The sequence below is a fragment of the Staphylococcus sp. GDY8P131P genome, assembly GCF_017891975.1.
Taxonomy (GTDB): Bacteria; Bacillota; Bacilli; order Staphylococcales; family Staphylococcaceae; genus Staphylococcus; species Staphylococcus nepalensis.
This window is the reverse complement of sequence record NZ_JAESKF010000002.1, coordinates 273,644-292,053: the sequence shown is the minus strand read 5'-3', so window position 1 is coordinate 292,053 and position 18,410 is coordinate 273,644. Positions and strand designations below refer to the sequence as shown.

The window sequence follows — 18,410 nt, the reverse complement described above, 5'->3', positions numbered from 1 at the left end:
AAGCTCTTTTGCACATCAAGGTACAAAAGAGCTGAAAAATTAATCCATAAAGTCTTTTAGACGTTTACTTCTACTTGGGTGTCTTAATTTTCTTAATGCTTTGGCTTCTATCTGACGAATTCGTTCTCTTGTAACACCAAAAACTTTACCTACTTCTTCTAAAGTACGCGTTCTACCATCATCAAGGCCAAAACGTAAACGTAATACATTTTCTTCTCTATCAGTTAATGTATCTAAAACGTCTTCCAATTGTTCTTTTAATAATTCGTAAGCAGCATGATCTGAAGGGCTTTGAGCTTCTTGATCTTCTATAAAATCACCTAAATGACTATCGTCTTCTTCGCCAATTGGGGTTTCTAATGAAACAGGCTCTTGAGCTATTTTTAATATTTCTCTTACTTTTTCAGGTGGTAAATCCATTTCTTCACCAATTTCTTCTGGTGCTGGATCACGTCCTAAATCTTGTAATAATTGTCTTTGGACACGAATTAATTTATTGATCGTTTCTACCATATGCACTGGAATACGAATCGTACGAGCTTGGTCAGCTATAGCACGTGTGATTGCTTGACGTATCCACCAAGTTGCGTAAGTTGAAAATTTAAATCCTTTATTGAAATCGAATTTTTCTACCGCTTTAATTAATCCCATATTACCTTCTTGGATTAAATCTAAGAAAAGCATGCCACGTCCAACATATCTTTTAGCTATACTTACAACTAGACGTAAGTTTGCTTCTGCCAATCTAGACTTAGCAACTTCATCACCTTGTTCAATTCTTTTAGCCAATTCAATTTCTTCTTGTGCGTTTAATAAATCAACGCGTCCAATTTCTTTAAGATACATACGTACAGGGTCATTAATTTTAACACCTGGAGGTGCACTTAAATCATTAGGGTTCAACTTCGAATCTTTATCTGAACTATCTTTCTCATTTACTAAACTGATATCATTATCAGTTAATTGGTCAAATAGTTCATCCATTTGATCAGAATCCATCTCGAAATTTTGTAATTTCTCTGCAATTTCTTCGTGGCTTAGATGCCCTTCTTTTTTACCTTTTTCAATTAATCGTTTTTTTACATCTTCTAAAGTTAGAGATGGGTCAATGGTTTGCTTTTTAAGTGTAACTTTATTTCCAGACATGAAAAGGCCTCCCGAATATAATATCAACTTAGCATCGTGATATTTTGATAGATGAACTTATTATTATCTACCCACTATCTATACGATTTATGCAAGTTGTTAAACCCAATAATATACAGATATATTCATTGTTAAGTTAATTCATTCTATTTTTATTATAGTCTACAATTTTTTCTAGGTAATATTTTTGCAACTCTAAATCACCTAATCTAGAAGCCTCCCGTAGCTTATGATTAAGCGATTCAATCGTTTCTTCGTTTCTATTTGTTATTAGCATGTTTAAATAATCATCGATTTCATGTTCGTAAGGTTCTTCATTTATCATATAATTATCCAATGATATAAATGCTTCTTTAATTTCATTATTATCGATATATTGTAAAACGTCACTAATATTGAACGTATCGTTCCCAGAATAAAACTCATGTAAAACATTAAATATACGCTTAAAATAATGATTTGTAAAGTCTTCTGAGTAAAGTAATTTATGATAATTTAAAAAAGTGTCTTTATCATTCATAAAATGTTTTAATAAAGCGCGCTCTGCTTTTTCTTGTTTATTTAAATTAGTGAATTGCGGGACACTAGGCGTTTGGTAAGACTGTGGTTGATAATAATCTTGTCGTTGTCCTATTTCAATATTTAAACTATCCATGCTTACTTTAAACAATTCTGATACGTCTTGCAATATCTTTTTGCGTAAAATAGATGACTGCATCAAAGAAATGTCATGCGTAATTTCTTTTAAATATTTCTCGTAAGCTAAATCATTATTTTCTATTTCCTCTTGGTGCATATGCACTTTATATAGTATAAATGCTTTTTTTTCATGTTCGACGTAATAGTTAAAAGCATCGGCACCGTGTTTACCAATGTATTCATCTGGATCCATGTTTTTTGGTAATTGTACAACAAACACATTTAACCCTTGCTGTAACAAAATTTGACCGGATTTCAAAGTAGCTTCACTACCAGCAAAATCACCATCAAACATCAGCGTCACATTAGAGGTTAGTTTTTTCATAAACGCTATATGCTCTTGAGAAATCTGTGTTCCCATACTAGCCACTACTTGTTTTAAACCTGCGTAATCCGCTTTTATAACGTCCATAAACCCTTCTAGTAAAATAATTTCATCATTTTTTCGAATGGCTTTTCTAGCATGATCAACGTTGTATAGTAATCTTCTTTTTTGAAATATAGGTGTTTCTGGGCTATTAAGGTATTTAGGTTCTTGATCTGTATAAGTCCGACCAGAATAACCAACAGTTCGTCCTTGTGCATTTGTTAATGGAAACATAATTCTATCTCTAAACCGATCATAATAACTAAAGTTTTCTTCATTTCTTGAAAGTAAACCAGCTTCATAAGCTAACTGAATATCGTATCCTTTTTTCTGTAAAAAATCATGACAAAAGTGAGCATTGTTTGGGGCATACCCTATTTTTCGTCCATCTATGAGCTCATCAGTGAAACCACGCTCTTTTAAATAGGTTAAAGCCGCTTCACCCTCAACTGTTTTTTTTAATGCATAGTGATAATATTCTTGCATTAATTCATGCATTTCAATCATTTGTAAATCTTCTGAAGCAATTTGGTGATTTGCATTTTGACCAGCAGATTGCTGTGGCGTTTCAATTTCAATATTGACGCGTTCACCTAGTAACTTTACCGCTTCAGTAAAAGAAACATCTTTGATTTCTTGCGTAAATTGGAAAACATTCCCACCTTTTTTACAGCCAAAACAATGGCATATTTGTTTATCTTCAGAAACAGTAAATGAAGGTGTTTTTTCATCATGAAAAGGACACAAACCAATATAATTGCGCCCTCTTTTTTCTAATTTGACATATTCACTTACCAAGTCAAGTATATCCGTTTTATCTTTTATTTCATTAATCGTTGCTTGTTCAATTCGCAAAATTATCACCTATTAGACAGTAGTTATAACATTATATTAGTTTTGGCTAATTTAAGAAACTATTTTGCTCAATGATGCTTATAATATCGTTAGCAGTTTCTTCGATAGCTTTATCAGAAACATCTATGACTGGACAACCAATTTTTTCAACTAATTCATGAAAATAATTTAATTCTTCTTCAATTCTTTGTTCTGTTGCGTATCTCGCACTATCGCCTAGCCCGAGTTGCTTTAACCGTTCTTTACGAATGCGGTTTAACTTGTCTTCACTAATTTTTAAAGCGATACACTTTGAAGCATCAATATTAAATAAATCATCTGGAGGCGTCACTTCAGGGACAATTGGAATATTCATCACTTTATAACTTTTGTGAGCTAGATATTGTGATAATGGCGTTTTTGAAGTTCGAGATATACCTAATAGTACAATATCGGCTTTAGACAAACCTTTAGGATCTTTTCCGTCATCATATTTTACTGCAAATTCAATTGCATCAATTTTTTTAAAATAAGCCTCATCTAATTGATGAACAAGTCCTGGTTCAAAATAGGGTTGTTCATCTATTTTATCTAATAATATATTCATTAAAGGTCCCATAATATCAACCGATTTAATTTGAAATTCTTTAATTTTTGATTCCATATATTTCCTTATTTCTGGTTTAACTAGTGTATAAACCACTATCGCTTCAGTATCTTTAGCGACTGAAATGACTTCATCGACATTTTCTAAAGCTTCTATATATGGATATCTGTTAATTTCACTTTCACATTGATTTGGATTAAATTGTGAAATACAGGCTCTTGCTACTAGTTCAGCAGTTTCACCTACTGAATCAGAAGCAACAATAATTTTAATATTTTCCATTTAATTCATACCACCTATTCATTTAGTAAAGATACAAAAATTTTTGTGATCGTTGTTTTAGAGATACGTCCTTTCACTTCATACTTGCCGTTTTCTTTTTTAATAACAATTGGTAAGGAATCAATTTCTTTTTCAATCATCAAGTTTGCTGCGAATATCACTCGCTCGTCTTCAAGGACAAAACTTAAATTAGGCATGCGTGTCATGATAATATCTACAGGCATGGTATGTATATCTTTACCTATCATCGAAGCACGTAATAAATCTTTACGCGAACACACCCCCATAAAATCTCCATTATCATTTATGACAAATAATGTACTAACATCTTCTAAGAAGATTGTGCAAATCGCATCGTAAACTGACATCTCGTTTTTTACTACTACAGGGTGTGACGCGTAATCTTTAACAATATATTGTTTTAATTGATCAGCGATTAATTTATTCTTGGGTTTTCCAGAATAGTAGTAGCCTACACGTGGGCGCGCTTCTAAAATGCCAGACATTGTAAGTATAGCTAAATCTGGTCTCAGTGTTGCTCTAGTAAGACTTAGTTGTTCCGCTATATGTTCACCAGTAATAGGTCCATTATTTTTGACAATTTCAACGATTTGTTGTTGTCTTTTACTCAGTTCTATAAGACTTCACCCCTTCACTCATTACCTATAATTATACATTGAATCATAAATTGCTACAAATACATATATTTACTTGCTAATAATCAACCAATACATTAAAATTGTATTTAAAGCGAGTTAAGGTTGGTGAGAGCTTAACAAAATTATTGGCTACAATTTTAAATGACTTTCAAAAGCGAGTGCACACACTAATTTGGGTGGAACCGCGGGTTAATAATGATTTATTAAAAAAACACATATTACATATGTGATTAAAAATGATTAACTCGTCCCAAGACATTGATTAAGTTTTTTAAGCTTTTTCTTTGTCTTGGGGCGTTTTTATGTTAAAAGGAGTGTATTTTTTATGGCAAAAGATATGGAAACAATAGTACAGTTAGCAAAACACAGGGGGTTTGTATTCCCAGGTAGTGATATTTATGGTGGTTTATCAAATACATGGGATTACGGCCCATTAGGTGTTGAATTAAAAAATAATATTAAAAAAGCATGGTGGCAAAAATTTATTACGCAATCACCGTACAACGTTGGGATTGACGCCGCAATTCTTATGAATCCTAAAACTTGGGAAGCTTCTGGCCATTTAGGTAACTTTAACGATCCAATGATTGATAACAAAGACAGTAAAATTCGTTACCGTGCCGATAAAATCATTGAAGATTACATGGCTAATGAAAAAGGTGATGAAAATTTTGTAGCTGATGGTTTAAGTTTTGATGAAATGAAACGTATTATCGATGAAGAAGGCATCGTGTGTCCTGTAAGTGGAACTGCTAATTGGACAGATATTCGTCAATTTAATTTAATGTTTAAAACTTTCCAAGGCGTTACAGAAGATTCAACGAATGAAATTTTCTTACGTCCTGAAACTGCACAAGGTATTTTCGTAAATTACAAAAATGTACAACGTACGATGCGTAAAAAATTACCATTTGGTATTGGTCAAGTTGGTAAATCCTTCCGTAACGAAATTACACCAGGTAACTTTATCTTTAGAACACGCGAATTTGAGCAGATGGAATTAGAATTTTTCTGTAAACCAGGTGAAGAAATCGAATGGCAAAATTACTGGAAAACTTTTGCTAGTCAATGGTTAAAAGATTTAAACTTAAGTGAAGAAGCAACACGTTTACGTGATCATGATGCAGACGAATTATCTCACTATTCAAATGCCACAACTGATATTGAATACCGTTTCCCATTTGGTTGGGGAGAACTCTGGGGTATTGCAAGCCGTACAGATTATGATTTGAAACAACATAGTGAGCATTCTGGTGAAGACTTCCAGTATCATGATCAAGAGACTGGTGAAAAATATTTACCATACTGTATCGAACCTTCGCTTGGCGCTGATCGTGTAACTCTAGCATTCCTTTGTGATGCTTATGCAGAAGAAGGTGTTGAAGGCAGTAAAGATTCAAGAACTGTATTACATTTCCACCCTGCGTTAGCACCTTATAAAGCGGCAGTATTACCTTTAAGCAAAAAACTATCAGGTGATGCAATTAAAATATTTGAACAATTAAGTGCAAACTTCTCAATTGATTTTGATGAGTCACAATCCATTGGTAAACGTTATCGTCGTCAAGACGAGATTGGTACACCGTATTGTATTACTTTTGACTTTGATTCATTAGAAGACCAACAAGTAACTGTACGTGATAGAGATACAATGGAACAAGTACGTATGCCAATTGCTGAATTAGAAAGTTTCTTAGCTGAAAAAGTTAAATTTTAATGCTTTACAATATAAACGCTAATTCACTCATTTTAGTTTAATTAGCAAAAAAGCCGAGACATATATAATGTCTCGGCTTTAAATATGGCATAGGACTGGATGAATCAAACTTACGTAGTCATTAATAGTATTTGCGTTGTCAGTACAGGATAGAAATCATTTAAAAAATGCTTTTTCTATCCTGTTTTTGTATTTAATTTGGGTTATCTAATCTTCGCAATTGGTTAATAAGCTTTTGACTTTTAAAATACATACCAGCATACTCACTATATAACATAATCATCAATTGTGACATCTCATCTACAATATCGTGATGAATTGTCAATGCATTCATTTTACTTATAGGTAATTTTTGTAAAATATCTAATAAGTAAAGTGTTTTATTAGAAAGTATTAAAGCGTTCGTGTCTTGATATTTTGCATGATTTGATATCGCGCCATCAAATTTAAAGCTATAGCCAATCAACTTAGATTGATCACGATCTCCAGTAATGACACATTGATTAAAAACTGCATTAAATCCAAATGTTGTCATACACTTGATAAGTACGACAACTGACATCAATTGCGCAGACACACCATCTTTAATTTTATCTAGTACAAAATGTAGTAGTTTATAGCTAAATTGAGATATTTCATCATTTTCAATTGAACGATCTATGGTTTCAGCACATAGGCTAGCATAGCTACTTTCATAAATATCTAAGCGTAGATGATAATTTTGTTCAATAACATCCACAGAACTTAAAGTCCCCATACCTTTCCATTTAGAATAAATAAACAAGCCAAATACAAATAATTGTGTATTAGCTTGTAAACCACTCTTGCTTTTTTTTGCGCGACGTACCATTAGTGGGACTTTTGCACCGTATTCATTTAAAATTGTGATAATTTTATCGGATTCGCCATAATCAACTGTTTTTATAATGATACCTTTTTGTTTGATTAACACATTAGCTCACCGACTCCCGAATTAATCTTGATCTTCTAAATAACCCATTTGACGAATAAAATTAACTTTATTACGCCAATCTCTTTGAACTTTTACCCACAGTTCTAAATAAACTTTTGAACCTAGCAATCTTTCAATATCTTGACGTGCGCGTTTACCTACTTCTTTAAGTTTTTTGCCACCTTTACCTATGACAATACCTTTTTGTGAGTCACGTTCAACAAAAATAGTAGCTTCAATTCTTACTCGATCTTCATCTTCTTTAATCATGCGGTCAACATTTACTCCGATAGCATGCGGAATTTCTTCACTTGTAAGATGTAATATTTTCTCACGTATTAACTCACTTACTACAAATTGTTCAGGATGATCAGATATCTGATCATCTGGATAGTATTTAGGCCCAGCAGGTAAATAAGATTTAATTACGTCAATAAAATGTTCTACATTGAGACCTTCTAATGCTGAAATAGGCACGACTTCAGTGAAATCCATATGTTTTTTATACTTCTCAATTTTAGGCATGAGTTCATCTGGGTGTACTAAATCAATTTTATTTAATACTAAAAACACAGGGGTTTTAACTGTCTTCAACATTTCCATAATATATTCATCGCCACGGCCAATATCTTCATTGACGTTGACCATAAACATAATGGCATCAATTTCTGATAGTGTATTGGTAGCAACACGCATCATATAATCGCCTAATTTATGTTTCGGTTTGTGTATGCCAGGTGTGTCTAAGAAAATAATTTGCGCATCTTCTTGAGTCATAACACCTTGTATTTTATTTCTTGTCGTTTGTGCTTTATCAGACATGATTGCAATTTTATGTCCGATAACACGATTGACGAATGTAGACTTTCCTACATTGGGTCTACCTATTATTGTTACAAATCCTGATTTATGTTCTGTCATTAATTTAAATCCTTTCCAGAAAATCCTAATGGTAGTAAATCACTTACTGTTGATTGAATCATATCCTCTTTATGATTCGTCATATAAACTGGCATATCGTCATCACAAAGTTCCTTTAATACTTGCCTGCAGGCACCACAAGGGGAAGAAGGTTCATCAGCATCCACTGTTACCGTGATAGATTCAAAATCACCAGGACGATATCCATCTGCAATTGCCGCAACAAGACTTGATCTTTCTGCACAAATACCTAAAGGATAGGCAGCGTTCTCTACATTCCCACCGCGGTATGTTTTACCGTCTTTTGTAATCAAATATGCGCCAACTTTAAATTGACTATATGGGGCATATGCATTCTCTTGTGCTTTTCTTACTTCAGTATAATAATGAGGTTGGTAAGCCATAGTTCATCTCTCCTATTCAAAGCTTAATTTTTTTTAATAGTTATTAAAACCATTTAAATTTAATGCTATCTTAGTATATACAAATTGCAAAAAATGCACTACTTATTTTATTAAATATGGTAAAAAAACAATAACCCCAATTGCTAACGCTACAATCGAAGCAAGTACTACACTAGAAGCTGCTGTATCTTTAGCTTTTTTGGCTAATTCATGATAATCCTTTGTAATTAAATCTACTACAAATTCGACTGCAGTATTCATTGCTTCAAATGCTAACACTAAACCAATAGCAATAATAATCAAAAGCCATTCAATAGCGGTTATACCTAATATAAGTCCTAATATAATTGCAATAATCGCAAATATAGAATGGATTAAAAATTTACTATCTTTACTAAAGAGTACAAATAATCCTTGAAAAGCATAATTGAATCGTTTCATAACTGCCTCTATTCTCTTGGTAAACCATATGCATTTAAGATTTCATCTTGACGACCGAACATTTGCTTCTCATCAGTTTCAGTCATATGATCGTAACCTAATAAATGAAGAAATCCGTGAAGTGCAAGGAAACCAAGTTCTCTATCAAAAGAATGCCCGAATGTCTCTGCTTGTTCTCGTGCGACATCTGTACATATGATAATGTCACCCAAAACACGTGGAATATCTAAGCCGATGATTTCAGGTTCTTCTTCTTCTAATGCAAATGAAATCACATCTGTTACTTTATCTTTATCACGATACATTTTATTCATTTGTTGAATTTCTTCTTTATCTACAAAAGTTACAGATAACTCTGCTTCACTATCTATGCCTTCTTGTTCTTTTGCAAATGTGAGTAGTTTATCAATTTGCTCGAACCAACTATTATCAACTAATCCTGTATGGTCATTAAAATCTATTGTAAACATTTACTCTTCTCCCTCATAACGATCGATTATTTTACTTACAAGTGGATGACGGACAACATCGCTTTGATCTAAATGATGAATACTTAAACCTTTAACGTTTTGAAGTTTAGCAATCGCTTCTTTAAGACCACTTTTAACGCCTTTGGGTAAATCAATTTGTGTTTTATCACCTGTAACTACCATTTTCGAACCGAAACCTAATCTCGTTAAGAACATTTTCATTTGGGCATGCGTTGTATTTTGTGCTTCATCTAAAATGACAAACGCATCATCCAGTGTTCTTCCTCTCATATAAGCTAGTGGCGCTATTTCGATAATACCGCGTTCGATAAATCTAGCAGTTTGCTCTCGACCTAAGACGGTATTTAAACCATCATAAAGTGGGCGTAAATAAGGATCAACCTTTTCTTTTAAATCTCCGGGTAAGAAGCCTAATGATTCACCCGCTTCAACTGCTGGTCTCGTTAAAACGATACGTTTAACATTGCCTTTTCGTAATTGTTTAGCTGCATAAACCACCGCTAAAAAAGTTTTACCTGTACCGGCAGGCCCAACACCAAACACTAAATCGTTATGATACATGGCATTGACGTATAATCTTTGTCCCATTGTTTTAGCACGGATTATTTTGCCGAATGCGTCTTTAGTAATTTCATCTTCATATAAATCTAATAAGTATTGAACCGTGCCGTTTTTAGCCATTTTAACAGCAGCTTCTACATCTTTGAGTGATATAGTAACACCTTGTTGTATCACTTTTAATAAATTGATAAGCACTGATTCTGCTTGTTCTACATGCTCAACTTTTTCACCTCTTACAGCTATTTCTTGTCCTCGAGCATGTACTATGACATCAAATCCTTCTTCTATTGATTTAAGATTTTCATCGTTATTACCGATGAGTGCTTGTGCTTCATTGATGTCATCTATTTGAATAATTCCAGGCATATAGTTACTCCTTTACAAATATATTCGTTTCTTTTATTTTATCCTATTAGATTTTAAGTTACAAAAATTAATTATTATGCTAGAAATGAGTTATACAATATTTGATAAGTAACCATGTAAATAAACCATTTCGCATCTTCACTGCTATTATAGCATGAAATATTCATATATTATTTTAAAGTGAATTAAAAATTAATCGTAATTGTTAAATTTTGGTTGTAATCATACAAATAAATCTATTTTTCAAATAAACATTCATTTTAACACACCTAGAGAAATGGACTAGATTTGACATTAAATGAATATAAATGTATTCCTTATTTAGATAACAACTACACATTTTAAGGGTTCCTAAAATATGGACCCAAGTATAAAGATACCAACTCATTTTCAAATCAAAATTCAAAGCAAAAGTAAAAACATCTTATAAAGTCAAAATTTCTAACTTTATAAGATGTTTATTCGAAAAACTATAGTTTTTTAGGTCTTTCCAATACTTCAGACCAAATGATACCATTAACCACTTCATCTTCTGCAAACCTATACTGGGCATTCGTGCCAGAACTTTGAACTGAATGGGCATTCATTAATTGTTTTAAGCGGTAACGTTTTGTTCTTTCTGATAAATATTTATCAGAAATAATAGCACGTGCTTGTTTCTCAGTTCGTTGTATCTTATTTTCAGTTTCACGATCGATTTCATTACGCACATTTTGTATTCTACCCATTAACTCATCTTCAAGCTCTTTTTGAATTTTGTCATCTTGTTGTTTTTGCTCACGTTTTAATTTATCTGCTTCAGTTTCTCTATGGTTCTGTGTCGATGGGCTATCTTGTTGGGTGGTTTGATTTTCCATCTTCTCAGCACGGGTTTCAACAGGTTTGTCTTGTTGTGGCGAACGTTTTTCTTCTGAAAATGGCCCTTCATTTAATTGTTTTTCAAGATCTGAAAAAGTTTTACCGATTTCTTCAAGAAAACCGCGTTTCTTAGGTTGAGCTTCAGATTGATTAGGTTGCTTATTGATTGGTGGCTTTTGGTTTTTGCGCTTTTTATGACTATCATCATTAATAGCACCAATTATTGTAAAAATGACAGATACTACAAAGATAATAATACCTATATTCATTTAATCACCCCTATTTATTGTTCCGGTGATTCATCATCTTCTTGTTTAGTTCGTTGGTTAATTGAGTTTCTCATACCAGTGTCTGCTTCTACATTTTTAAGGTTATAATAATCTTTGACACCAAGATTTCCTGAACGTAATGCTTCTGCCATAGCTAATGGTACTTCAGCTTCAGCTTCAACAACTTTAGAACGCATTTCTTGAACTTTCGCTTTCATTTCTTGTTCTTGAGCAACAGCCATTGCTCTACGTTCTTCTGCTTTAGCTTGTGCGATATTTTTATCAGCAAGCGCTTGTTCAGTTTGTAAATCTGCACCAATGTTCTTGCTAATATCTACGTCTGCAATGTCAATTGATAAAATTTCAAATGCTGTACCAGAATCTAGTCCTTTACTTAAAACTGTTTTAGAGATGTTGTCTGGATTTTCAAGTACTTGTGTATGATGTTCGCTTGAACCGATTGTCGATACAATACCTTCACCCACACGTGCGATGATTGTTTCTTCACCAGCACCACCAACTAATCTAGCAATATTAGCACGCACAGTAATTCTTGCTTTTGCTTTAACTTCAATACCATTCATCGCAACACCAGCTATAAATGGTGTTTCAATCACTTTTGGATTTACGGACATTTGAACTGCTTCTAAAACATCACGGCCCGCTAAGTCAATAGCTGCGCCACGTTCGAATGGTAAATTGATATCCGCCCTTTGAGCTGCGATATTCGCATCAACTACACGATCAACATTACCACCAGCTAAATAGTGTGATTCAAGTTGATTTGTTGTTAAGTTCAACCCTGCTTTATGCGCTTTGATTAACGGGGCGATAACTTTACGAGGAGAAACTCTACGTAGTCTCATACCCACCAATGTACCAATTCCCACTTTAACACCTGCAGCGATTGCTGAAATCCACAATCCTACTGGTACAAATGAAAATAATAATAATAATGCAATTACGACGATAACTGCTATAATTAATACTCCGATCATACTAATTCTCCTTTATGATTCGATTTCTCTAACAACCACGCGTGTACCTTCTACTTCAAGAATAGTCACTTTTTTATTTCGCAATATAAAAGAACCATCTGAAACTGCATCAATACGCTCATTGTTGTAAGTAATTATTCCTGCTGGTCTTAAATCCGTTGATGTTGTTGCAATTTCTCCAACTAAATGAGAGCGATCTTCGTGTGATGTATAACCTGCTTCTGCATTTGTAGAATCCTTCAATACAACTTTATCTAAAAACGGAATTTTGCGTTTGAAAAACTTCACAAGTATCACCCATTCTATGATTGATAATATTAAAGCTACGACAACGCTAGCAATCATATAAACTAAATTGTCGCCTAAAGTAATAATACTAAAAACAATTAGTGCCATTCCTATAATTCCAATAATTGCACCAACTACAAATAATTCTATGATTACAAATATAACACCAATACCAAATAGTACAACGGAATAGAAATTGACATCCCCTTTTATAAAGAATCCTAAAAAGAAAATGAATAACGCTAATGTGGATATAATACCAACAATATTTATCCTATTTGAGTATAATTGGTACAAGAATCCTAAAAAGATAATACAAGTTAATATCAAAGCACCTATTGGGCTAACAATAAAATCAGAAATACTGTCTACCCAAGTTCCATTTTCAACAAGTTTGGATGAAACGTTTGTATGTATGCTACTCATCGAAGGAATCAATTTATCACCTCGCTCTCCATTTAATTATACATGAAATGAATATATGATTATAGCGTTTACACAATAAAATTCAAATTATTATAAATAAATTGTTTGGAGTTTAATTTCTATTGTAATTTAGAATAAATTGCTTTTAAATAGCTTCAATATAAAAAAATAATAGCCTTAGCTGAAAACTACAACTAAGGCTATTATGGTTTATAATTAATGTTGGTGTTGAGGGAGTCAACGAAACAATTAATTATTTGAATTTACGTTTACGTGCAGCTTCTGATTTCTTTTTACGTTTAACGCTAGGTTTTTCGTAAAATTCACGTTTACGTACTTCTTGAATTGTACCGCTTTTAGAAACCGTACGTTTGAAACGACGTAACGCATCTTCAAGTGATTCGTTCTTTTTGACTACTGTTTTAGACATGTGTATTTCCCTCCCTCCAAATATCAACGAAACTTTATAATCATTACACGGTAATTACCATGTATTTATTAGTATAATATATCTGATTAATGTGGTCAATTACTAAAATTCCAATTTCTTGATTCATTTTACACTACTACTGCAAATCCATGCTTTTGCAGTAGTTATACTTAAAATACTATTAAACTTACATGTTAGATGTAAGACACATGAATACGCCACAAGGGTAGAAATGAGAGTGAAACAGAATCGTGTCCCATCAGAAATATGACATAGGCAATGATTAATTGACATGGAAATATGCGCTAATATCAAACTTATAAAGTCCTACTATAAAGAGTAATAGCGTTTACACACTAGACAAAACACAAGCCACACACTTGGCTTAAGTTCATTCTCATCCAGGAATAATTCAGAAATATTTAATATCTCTCTGTCACTCATCCATTATGATGTTGTTACCACATGTTCAGTAGTATTAGTTGCATGGCTCACTACTCTAAGTACCTCACCTTTATTAATTGGATAATCAGGTTGAATAATCTTAACTTTTACTAGTTCGCCAATCAATGATTCGTCGCCTTCAAATTCGACTTTCATATAATTATCTGCAAAGCCTACCAACGTCCCAGGTGTGCTACCAGCTTCTTCTGGTATCACTTCGAGCACTTCATGGTTAAATTTAGAAGCATAAGCCTTAGCAAGCTGATCACTTAAATTAATTAGACGATGAACACGCTCGTTTTTAATATTTTCATCTACTTGGTTATCCATTCTTGCAGCTGGCGTGCCGATTCTTGAAGAATAAGGGAAGACGTGTAATTCTGAAAATTGATGATCTACGATAAAATCATAAGTTTCTTGGAATTCTTCTTCAGTTTCACCTGGGAAACCAACAATAACATCGCTTGTAACGGCTAATCCAGGTAACGCTTCATGTAAACGCGTTAAACGTTCTGAAAAATGCGCCATCGTATACTTTCTTCTCATTCTTTTTAAAACAGAATCTGAACCAGATTGTAATGGTATATGAAGATGACGAACAACCTTTTCTGATCGTTCAATTACACTGATAACTTCATCTGTTAGCTGACTAGCTTCAATTGATGAAATTCTAATTCTTTCTAAGCCGTTTACTGTTTCTAAGTCTCGTAATAATTGGGCTAAATTATAATCTTTCAAATCTTGACCGTATCCACCAGTATGAATACCAGTTAAAACAATTTCTTTGTAACCCGAATCAACAAGCTTTATTGCTTGTTCAATTACTTTTTCCGGATCTCTTGAACGCATTAACCCACGAGCCCATGGAATAATACAAAATGTACAGAAGTTATTGCAGCCTTCCTGTATTTTTAATGATGCTCGTGTTCTATCCGTAAAATAAGGTACTTCTAGCTCTTCATATGTACGATTTTTCATGATGTTTCCTACACCGTTAATCGGTTGTCTTTCTTTTTTAAATACTTCAATATACCCAATCAGTTTTGTTCGGTCTTGTGTTCCAACTACCACATCTACACCAGGAATTTCCATTATTTCTGCAGGAGATGTTTGTGCGTAACAACCAGTGACGCAAACTACTGCTTCCGGGTTTTGTCTAATAGCCCGTCTAATCACTTGTCTACTTTTTTTATCACCCGTATTTGTTACAGTACACGTATTAATAACAAACACATCGGCGTTTGTTTCAAAATCAACACGTTCGTAATCTGCTTCTTTAAATAATTGCCAAATTGCTTCGGTCTCATAGTGATTCACTTTACAACCTAATGTATGAAATGCAACTGTTGACATAAATATCACCCCAATAAATCTTTTTGAAAGCTTACCGCACTTAAAGTATATAAAGGTGCTGTTTCAGCTCTTAATATTCTAGGACCAAGACCAATCTGATATGCTGAATTTTCAAATAACTTAATTTCTTCTTCAGCAAAACCACCTTCTGGTCCGAAAATGATTAATACGCGATCACCAGGTTTAAATCTCTGAACAACTGCTTTAAAATTACTTAATTCCCCACACTTAGCAGATTCTTCATAGGCAATCAATACATAATCATATTCATCAATAATACCATAGATTTCTTTTAAATTCGACTTGTACTCTATTTCTGGGATGATTAATCGATAACTTTGTTCAGCAGCCTCTTTTATAATTTTTTGCCAACGTTCTAATTTCTTTGTTATTTTACTATCGTTTAGTTTTACAACTGACCTTTGCATACCTACAGCAATAAATTGACTTGCTCCTAATTCTGTAGATTTTTGGATCATCCATTCATATTTATCAGCCTTAATTAACCCACTACAGAGTGTTATATGTTGTGGCAGTTCTGTATTTATATCAACTGCTTCAATTAAATTTATCCCAATACGATTTGGCTCTATCACTTCAATTTGACATTTATAAACTTTTTGATCTGCAAAAGTAATTATAATCTTATCATTTTTTTGATATCGCATTACATTAGTGATGTGGTGAATATCATTTGAATCTGTAATAAAAAAACGCTGATGTATATCAGCGTTTTGGTCAATAAAATATCTCTGCATTGCTTATTCGCTCACTTTCTGTCCAACGATACATACCCAACCGTTGTCATGATTAATAGAATTGATTTTAAAACCTATGCGCTTCATTTGATTTAAAATTGCTTCATGTTTCTCAACAATAATACCTGAAGTTATAAAATAACCCTCTTTATTTAACGTATTATAAGCATCTTCTATCATTTCTTCAATAATATGAGCTAGAATATTAGCAATAACGACATCAAATTTTTCTGTTTCTTCTGTGAGTAAATTTCCCGGCACAGCCTCAATCGCTGCTTCGCAATGATTTTTTTCAAAATTTTCTTTTGCTACTTTAATTGCCATTTCATCAACATCTAAAGCTTTGATACGTTTTACGCCTAATAAATGAGATGCAATGCTTAATATACCTGAACCTGTTCCAACATCAATCACTGAATCCTCTGGTTTAACAAATTTCTCAATCGCTTTTAGACACATACTTGTAGTAGGATGATCACCTGTACCAAAAGCCATTCCAGGGTCTAATTCAATACACATTTCGTTTGCGTCTTCTTTTTGGTACGTTTCCCAACTTGGGACAATTGTAAATTTTTCAGAAGCTCGAAATGGGTGAAAATAATTTTTCCATTCATTTTCCCAATCATGTTCTTGAATCGTTTGTTGTTCATATTCAAACAATTTAGCATCTAATACTTCAATACTTTTTATTTTACGAATTAATTTATGTTCAAAATCTTGAGTATATTTAATTTTATTAAAATATGCTTTAACTCTAACACCATTAGCTGGATAATCTTCAGGATTTAATTCATAAATCTCACCAAATTTGTCTGTCAGTCCATTTTGAAGATCTTGAGAATCTTCAATTACAACGCCATTTGATCCGAATTCTTCCAAAATATTGGAAATGATTGGTACTGCTTGATGATTTGCAGTGATTGAAATTTCGGTCCAGTTCATATTTTATTCTCCTTTAAAGAATCTTTTTGCTTTATCTTTAAAATTTGAAGGTTGTTCACTTAATGATTCACCATCAATTTCAGCAAATTCTCGTAATAATTCTTTTTGGCGTTCATTAATTTTAGTTGGTGTAACTACTTTCACATTAACGAACAAGTCACCATAACCATAACCATGAACATTTTTGATACCTTTTTCTTTAAGACGGAATTGTTTTCCAGACTGCGTACCAGCAGGTATTGCTAACATAACATGTCCTTTTAATGTAGGCACCTTCACTTCATCACCAAGCGTTGCTTGCGCGATACTAATACTTTGTAAGAAATAGATATCATCGCCATCTCTTTCAAAAGTTTCTGAAGGTTTAACTCTAAATACAATGTATAAATCACCTTGCGGTCCACCGTTTTCTCCTGGTGCACCTTCGCCAGCTAATCTAATTTGTTGCTCATTGTCTACACCTTCAGGTACAGTCACGTTAATTTTAACTGTTTTATTTTCAGTTCCTTTACCATGGCAAGTTGGACAAGGTTCTTCAAATTCTTGACCTGAACCGCTACATACTGGACAAACTTTTTCAGTTCTCACTCGACCTAAAATAGTATTTTGTTCAACTGCTACATGGCCCGAACCATTACAATAGTGACATGTTTTCTTTTTAGTTCCTGGTTTAGCACCTTCGCCATCACAAGTGTGACAAGTTACGTCTTTACGTATGGAAATCTCTTTATCTGTACCAAACACAGCTTCTTCAAACGTTACCGTCATTGTGTACTGTAGGTCATCACCTTTTCTAGGAGCATTCGGGTCACGTTGACGTCCGCCTCCAAAGAATGAGCTGAATATATCTTCGAAGCCGCCGCCGAAACCACCAAAATCTTGACCGCCAAATCCTTGGCCACCAAAACCACCTTGTGGTCCGTCATGACCAAATTGGTCGTAATTGGCACGTTTGTTTTCATCACTTAAAACTTCATAAGCTTCTGATATTTCCTTGAATTTTGCATCTGCGCCTTCTTCTTTATTAATATCTGGATGATATTTTTTTGATAATTTACGGTAAGCCTTTTTTATTTCATCTTTAGAAGCGTCTTTACTAACACCTAAGACTTCATAATAATCTCTTTTGGCCACTTTTATCTCTCCTTTTACATTTTATTAAATCACTTATTAAAAAGGAAAAAGTCAAAGCCAATG

19 protein-coding genes are annotated in these 18,410 nt (G+C 33.3%); 1 reads left to right on the top strand and 18 read right to left on the bottom strand.

All coding sequences use genetic code 11. The annotated features are described in order from the left end of the window. Positions 1 to 39: 39 nt before the first annotated feature. From rpoD to ccpN, 4 genes are all read right to left on the bottom strand, one after another. The gene (gene rpoD / locus KA894_RS01980; RefSeq protein ID WP_096809465.1) at positions 40 to 1,146 is read right to left on the bottom strand and encodes an RNA polymerase sigma factor RpoD; all 1,107 of its coding nucleotides are present in this window, start codon (positions 1,144 to 1,146) and stop codon (positions 40 to 42) included. A gap of 136 nt (positions 1,147 to 1,282) precedes the next feature. Beyond that, on the bottom strand, positions 1,283 to 3,067 hold the full coding sequence (gene dnaG, locus KA894_RS01975) for a DNA primase (protein WP_119487997.1): 1,785 nt from the start codon (positions 3,065 to 3,067) through the stop codon (positions 1,283 to 1,285). A 46-nt stretch (positions 3,068 to 3,113) separates the two neighbouring features. Next, positions 3,114 to 3,935, bottom strand: a complete 822-nt coding sequence (locus tag KA894_RS01970) for a pyruvate, water dikinase regulatory protein (RefSeq protein WP_103372996.1) — start codon at positions 3,933 to 3,935, stop codon at positions 3,114 to 3,116. 14 nt (positions 3,936 to 3,949) lie between these two features. Next, positions 3,950 to 4,573, bottom strand: a complete 624-nt coding sequence (gene ccpN, locus KA894_RS01965) for a transcriptional regulator CcpN (RefSeq protein ID WP_096809455.1) — start codon at positions 4,571 to 4,573, stop codon at positions 3,950 to 3,952. 346 nt (positions 4,574 to 4,919) lie between these two features. Between ccpN and KA894_RS01960 the strand changes: the two genes are divergently transcribed. Next, positions 4,920 to 6,311, top strand: a complete 1,392-nt coding sequence (locus KA894_RS01960; protein WP_096809453.1) for a glycine--tRNA ligase — start codon at positions 4,920 to 4,922, stop codon at positions 6,309 to 6,311. A 193-nt stretch (positions 6,312 to 6,504) separates the two neighbouring features. Here KA894_RS01960 and recO read toward each other — a convergent pair whose 3' ends face one another. From recO to dnaJ, 14 genes are all read right to left on the bottom strand, one after another. Beyond that, positions 6,505 to 7,263, bottom strand: coding sequence for a DNA repair protein RecO (gene recO / locus KA894_RS01955; protein WP_096809450.1), 759 nt, complete (start codon positions 7,261 to 7,263; stop codon positions 6,505 to 6,507). 21 nt (positions 7,264 to 7,284) lie between these two features. Continuing rightward, positions 7,285 to 8,184 (bottom strand): GTPase Era, encoded by a 900-nt coding sequence (gene era / locus KA894_RS01950; RefSeq protein ID WP_096809448.1) that lies wholly within the window; start codon positions 8,182 to 8,184, stop codon positions 7,285 to 7,287. Then, positions 8,184 to 8,588, bottom strand: a complete 405-nt coding sequence (cdd, locus tag KA894_RS01945; protein ID WP_107644049.1) for a cytidine deaminase — start codon at positions 8,586 to 8,588, stop codon at positions 8,184 to 8,186. Before cdd ends, era begins: the two co-directional genes overlap by 1 nt. A gap of 102 nt (positions 8,589 to 8,690) precedes the next feature. After that, positions 8,691 to 9,029, bottom strand: coding sequence for a diacylglycerol kinase family protein (locus KA894_RS01940; RefSeq protein ID WP_096809443.1), 339 nt, complete (start codon positions 9,027 to 9,029; stop codon positions 8,691 to 8,693). A gap of 8 nt (positions 9,030 to 9,037) precedes the next feature. Next, positions 9,038 to 9,499 (bottom strand): rRNA maturation RNase YbeY, encoded by a 462-nt coding sequence (gene ybeY, locus KA894_RS01935; RefSeq protein WP_096809440.1) that lies wholly within the window; start codon positions 9,497 to 9,499, stop codon positions 9,038 to 9,040. Further along, positions 9,500 to 10,447, bottom strand: a complete 948-nt coding sequence (locus KA894_RS01930) for a PhoH family protein (protein WP_096809439.1) — start codon at positions 10,445 to 10,447, stop codon at positions 9,500 to 9,502. A gap of 470 nt (positions 10,448 to 10,917) precedes the next feature. Then, complete coding sequence (locus KA894_RS01925) at positions 10,918 to 11,574, bottom strand: hypothetical protein (RefSeq protein ID WP_103372994.1); 657 nt, start codon at positions 11,572 to 11,574, stop codon at positions 10,918 to 10,920. Between the two features lie 14 nt (positions 11,575 to 11,588). Continuing rightward, entirely contained in the window at positions 11,589 to 12,572 is a 984-nt protein-coding gene (gene floA, locus KA894_RS01920) for a flotillin-like protein FloA (protein WP_170006877.1), read from the bottom strand. Between the two features lie 12 nt (positions 12,573 to 12,584). Next, positions 12,585 to 13,286, bottom strand: a complete 702-nt coding sequence (locus KA894_RS01915; RefSeq protein ID WP_096809432.1) for an NfeD family protein — start codon at positions 13,284 to 13,286, stop codon at positions 12,585 to 12,587. A 253-nt stretch (positions 13,287 to 13,539) separates the two neighbouring features. Beyond that, on the bottom strand, positions 13,540 to 13,716 hold the full coding sequence (gene rpsU / locus KA894_RS01910) for a 30S ribosomal protein S21 (RefSeq protein ID WP_002483157.1): 177 nt from the start codon (positions 13,714 to 13,716) through the stop codon (positions 13,540 to 13,542). Positions 13,717 to 14,163: 447 nt separating this feature from the next. After that, positions 14,164 to 15,513 (bottom strand): tRNA (N(6)-L-threonylcarbamoyladenosine(37)-C(2))-methylthiotransferase MtaB, encoded by a 1,350-nt coding sequence (mtaB, locus tag KA894_RS01905; protein WP_119488175.1) that lies wholly within the window; start codon positions 15,511 to 15,513, stop codon positions 14,164 to 14,166. 5 nt (positions 15,514 to 15,518) lie between these two features. Beyond that, the gene (locus tag KA894_RS01900; RefSeq protein ID WP_096809426.1) at positions 15,519 to 16,271 is read right to left on the bottom strand and encodes a 16S rRNA (uracil(1498)-N(3))-methyltransferase; all 753 of its coding nucleotides are present in this window, start codon (positions 16,269 to 16,271) and stop codon (positions 15,519 to 15,521) included. 3 nt (positions 16,272 to 16,274) lie between these two features. Continuing rightward, positions 16,275 to 17,213 carry a 50S ribosomal protein L11 methyltransferase gene (gene prmA, locus KA894_RS01895; protein ID WP_119488174.1) on the bottom strand — a complete coding sequence of 313 codons (939 nt, stop codon included), beginning with the start codon at positions 17,211 to 17,213 and terminating at the stop codon, positions 16,275 to 16,277. A 3-nt stretch (positions 17,214 to 17,216) separates the two neighbouring features. Then, positions 17,217 to 18,347: a molecular chaperone DnaJ gene (dnaJ, locus tag KA894_RS01890; protein ID WP_096809421.1), complete on the bottom strand. Its 1,131-nt coding sequence runs from the start codon at positions 18,345 to 18,347 to the stop codon at positions 17,217 to 17,219. Positions 18,348 to 18,410 lie beyond the last annotated feature (63 nt).

Excerpts from the sequence above, each read along its gene's own strand:
- cdd (WP_107644049.1), bottom strand. The coding sequence starts at position 8,588 with ATGGCTTACCAACCTCATTATTATACTGAAGTAAGAAAAGCACAAGAG.
- KA894_RS01930 (WP_096809439.1), bottom strand. The coding sequence starts at position 10,447 with ATGCCTGGAATTATTCAAATAGATGACATCAATGAAGCACAAGCACTC.
- KA894_RS01940 (WP_096809443.1), bottom strand. The coding sequence starts at position 9,029 with ATGAAACGATTCAATTATGCTTTTCAAGGATTATTTGTACTCTTTAGT.
- KA894_RS01925 (WP_103372994.1), bottom strand. The coding sequence starts at position 11,574 with ATGAATATAGGTATTATTATCTTTGTAGTATCTGTCATTTTTACAATA.
- KA894_RS01900 (WP_096809426.1), bottom strand. The coding sequence starts at position 16,271 with ATGCAGAGATATTTTATTGACCAAAACGCTGATATACATCAGCGTTTT.
- era (WP_096809448.1), bottom strand. The coding sequence starts at position 8,184 with ATGACAGAACATAAATCAGGATTTGTAACAATAATAGGTAGACCCAAT.
- rpsU (WP_002483157.1), bottom strand. The coding sequence starts at position 13,716 with ATGTCTAAAACAGTAGTCAAAAAGAACGAATCACTTGAAGATGCGTTA.
- KA894_RS01970 (WP_103372996.1), bottom strand. The coding sequence starts at position 3,935 with ATGGAAAATATTAAAATTATTGTTGCTTCTGATTCAGTAGGTGAAACT.
- prmA (WP_119488174.1), bottom strand. The coding sequence starts at position 17,213 with ATGAACTGGACCGAAATTTCAATCACTGCAAATCATCAAGCAGTACCA.
- KA894_RS01960 (WP_096809453.1), top strand. The coding sequence starts at position 4,920 with ATGGCAAAAGATATGGAAACAATAGTACAGTTAGCAAAACACAGGGGG.
- rpoD (WP_096809465.1), bottom strand. The coding sequence starts at position 1,146 with ATGTCTGGAAATAAAGTTACACTTAAAAAGCAAACCATTGACCCATCT.
- ybeY (WP_096809440.1), bottom strand. The coding sequence starts at position 9,499 with ATGTTTACAATAGATTTTAATGACCATACAGGATTAGTTGATAATAGT.
- mtaB (WP_119488175.1), bottom strand. The coding sequence starts at position 15,513 with ATGTCAACAGTTGCATTTCATACATTAGGTTGTAAAGTGAATCACTAT.
- floA (WP_170006877.1), bottom strand. The coding sequence starts at position 12,572 with ATGATCGGAGTATTAATTATAGCAGTTATCGTCGTAATTGCATTATTA.
- KA894_RS01915 (WP_096809432.1), bottom strand. The coding sequence starts at position 13,286 with ATGAGTAGCATACATACAAACGTTTCATCCAAACTTGTTGAAAATGGA.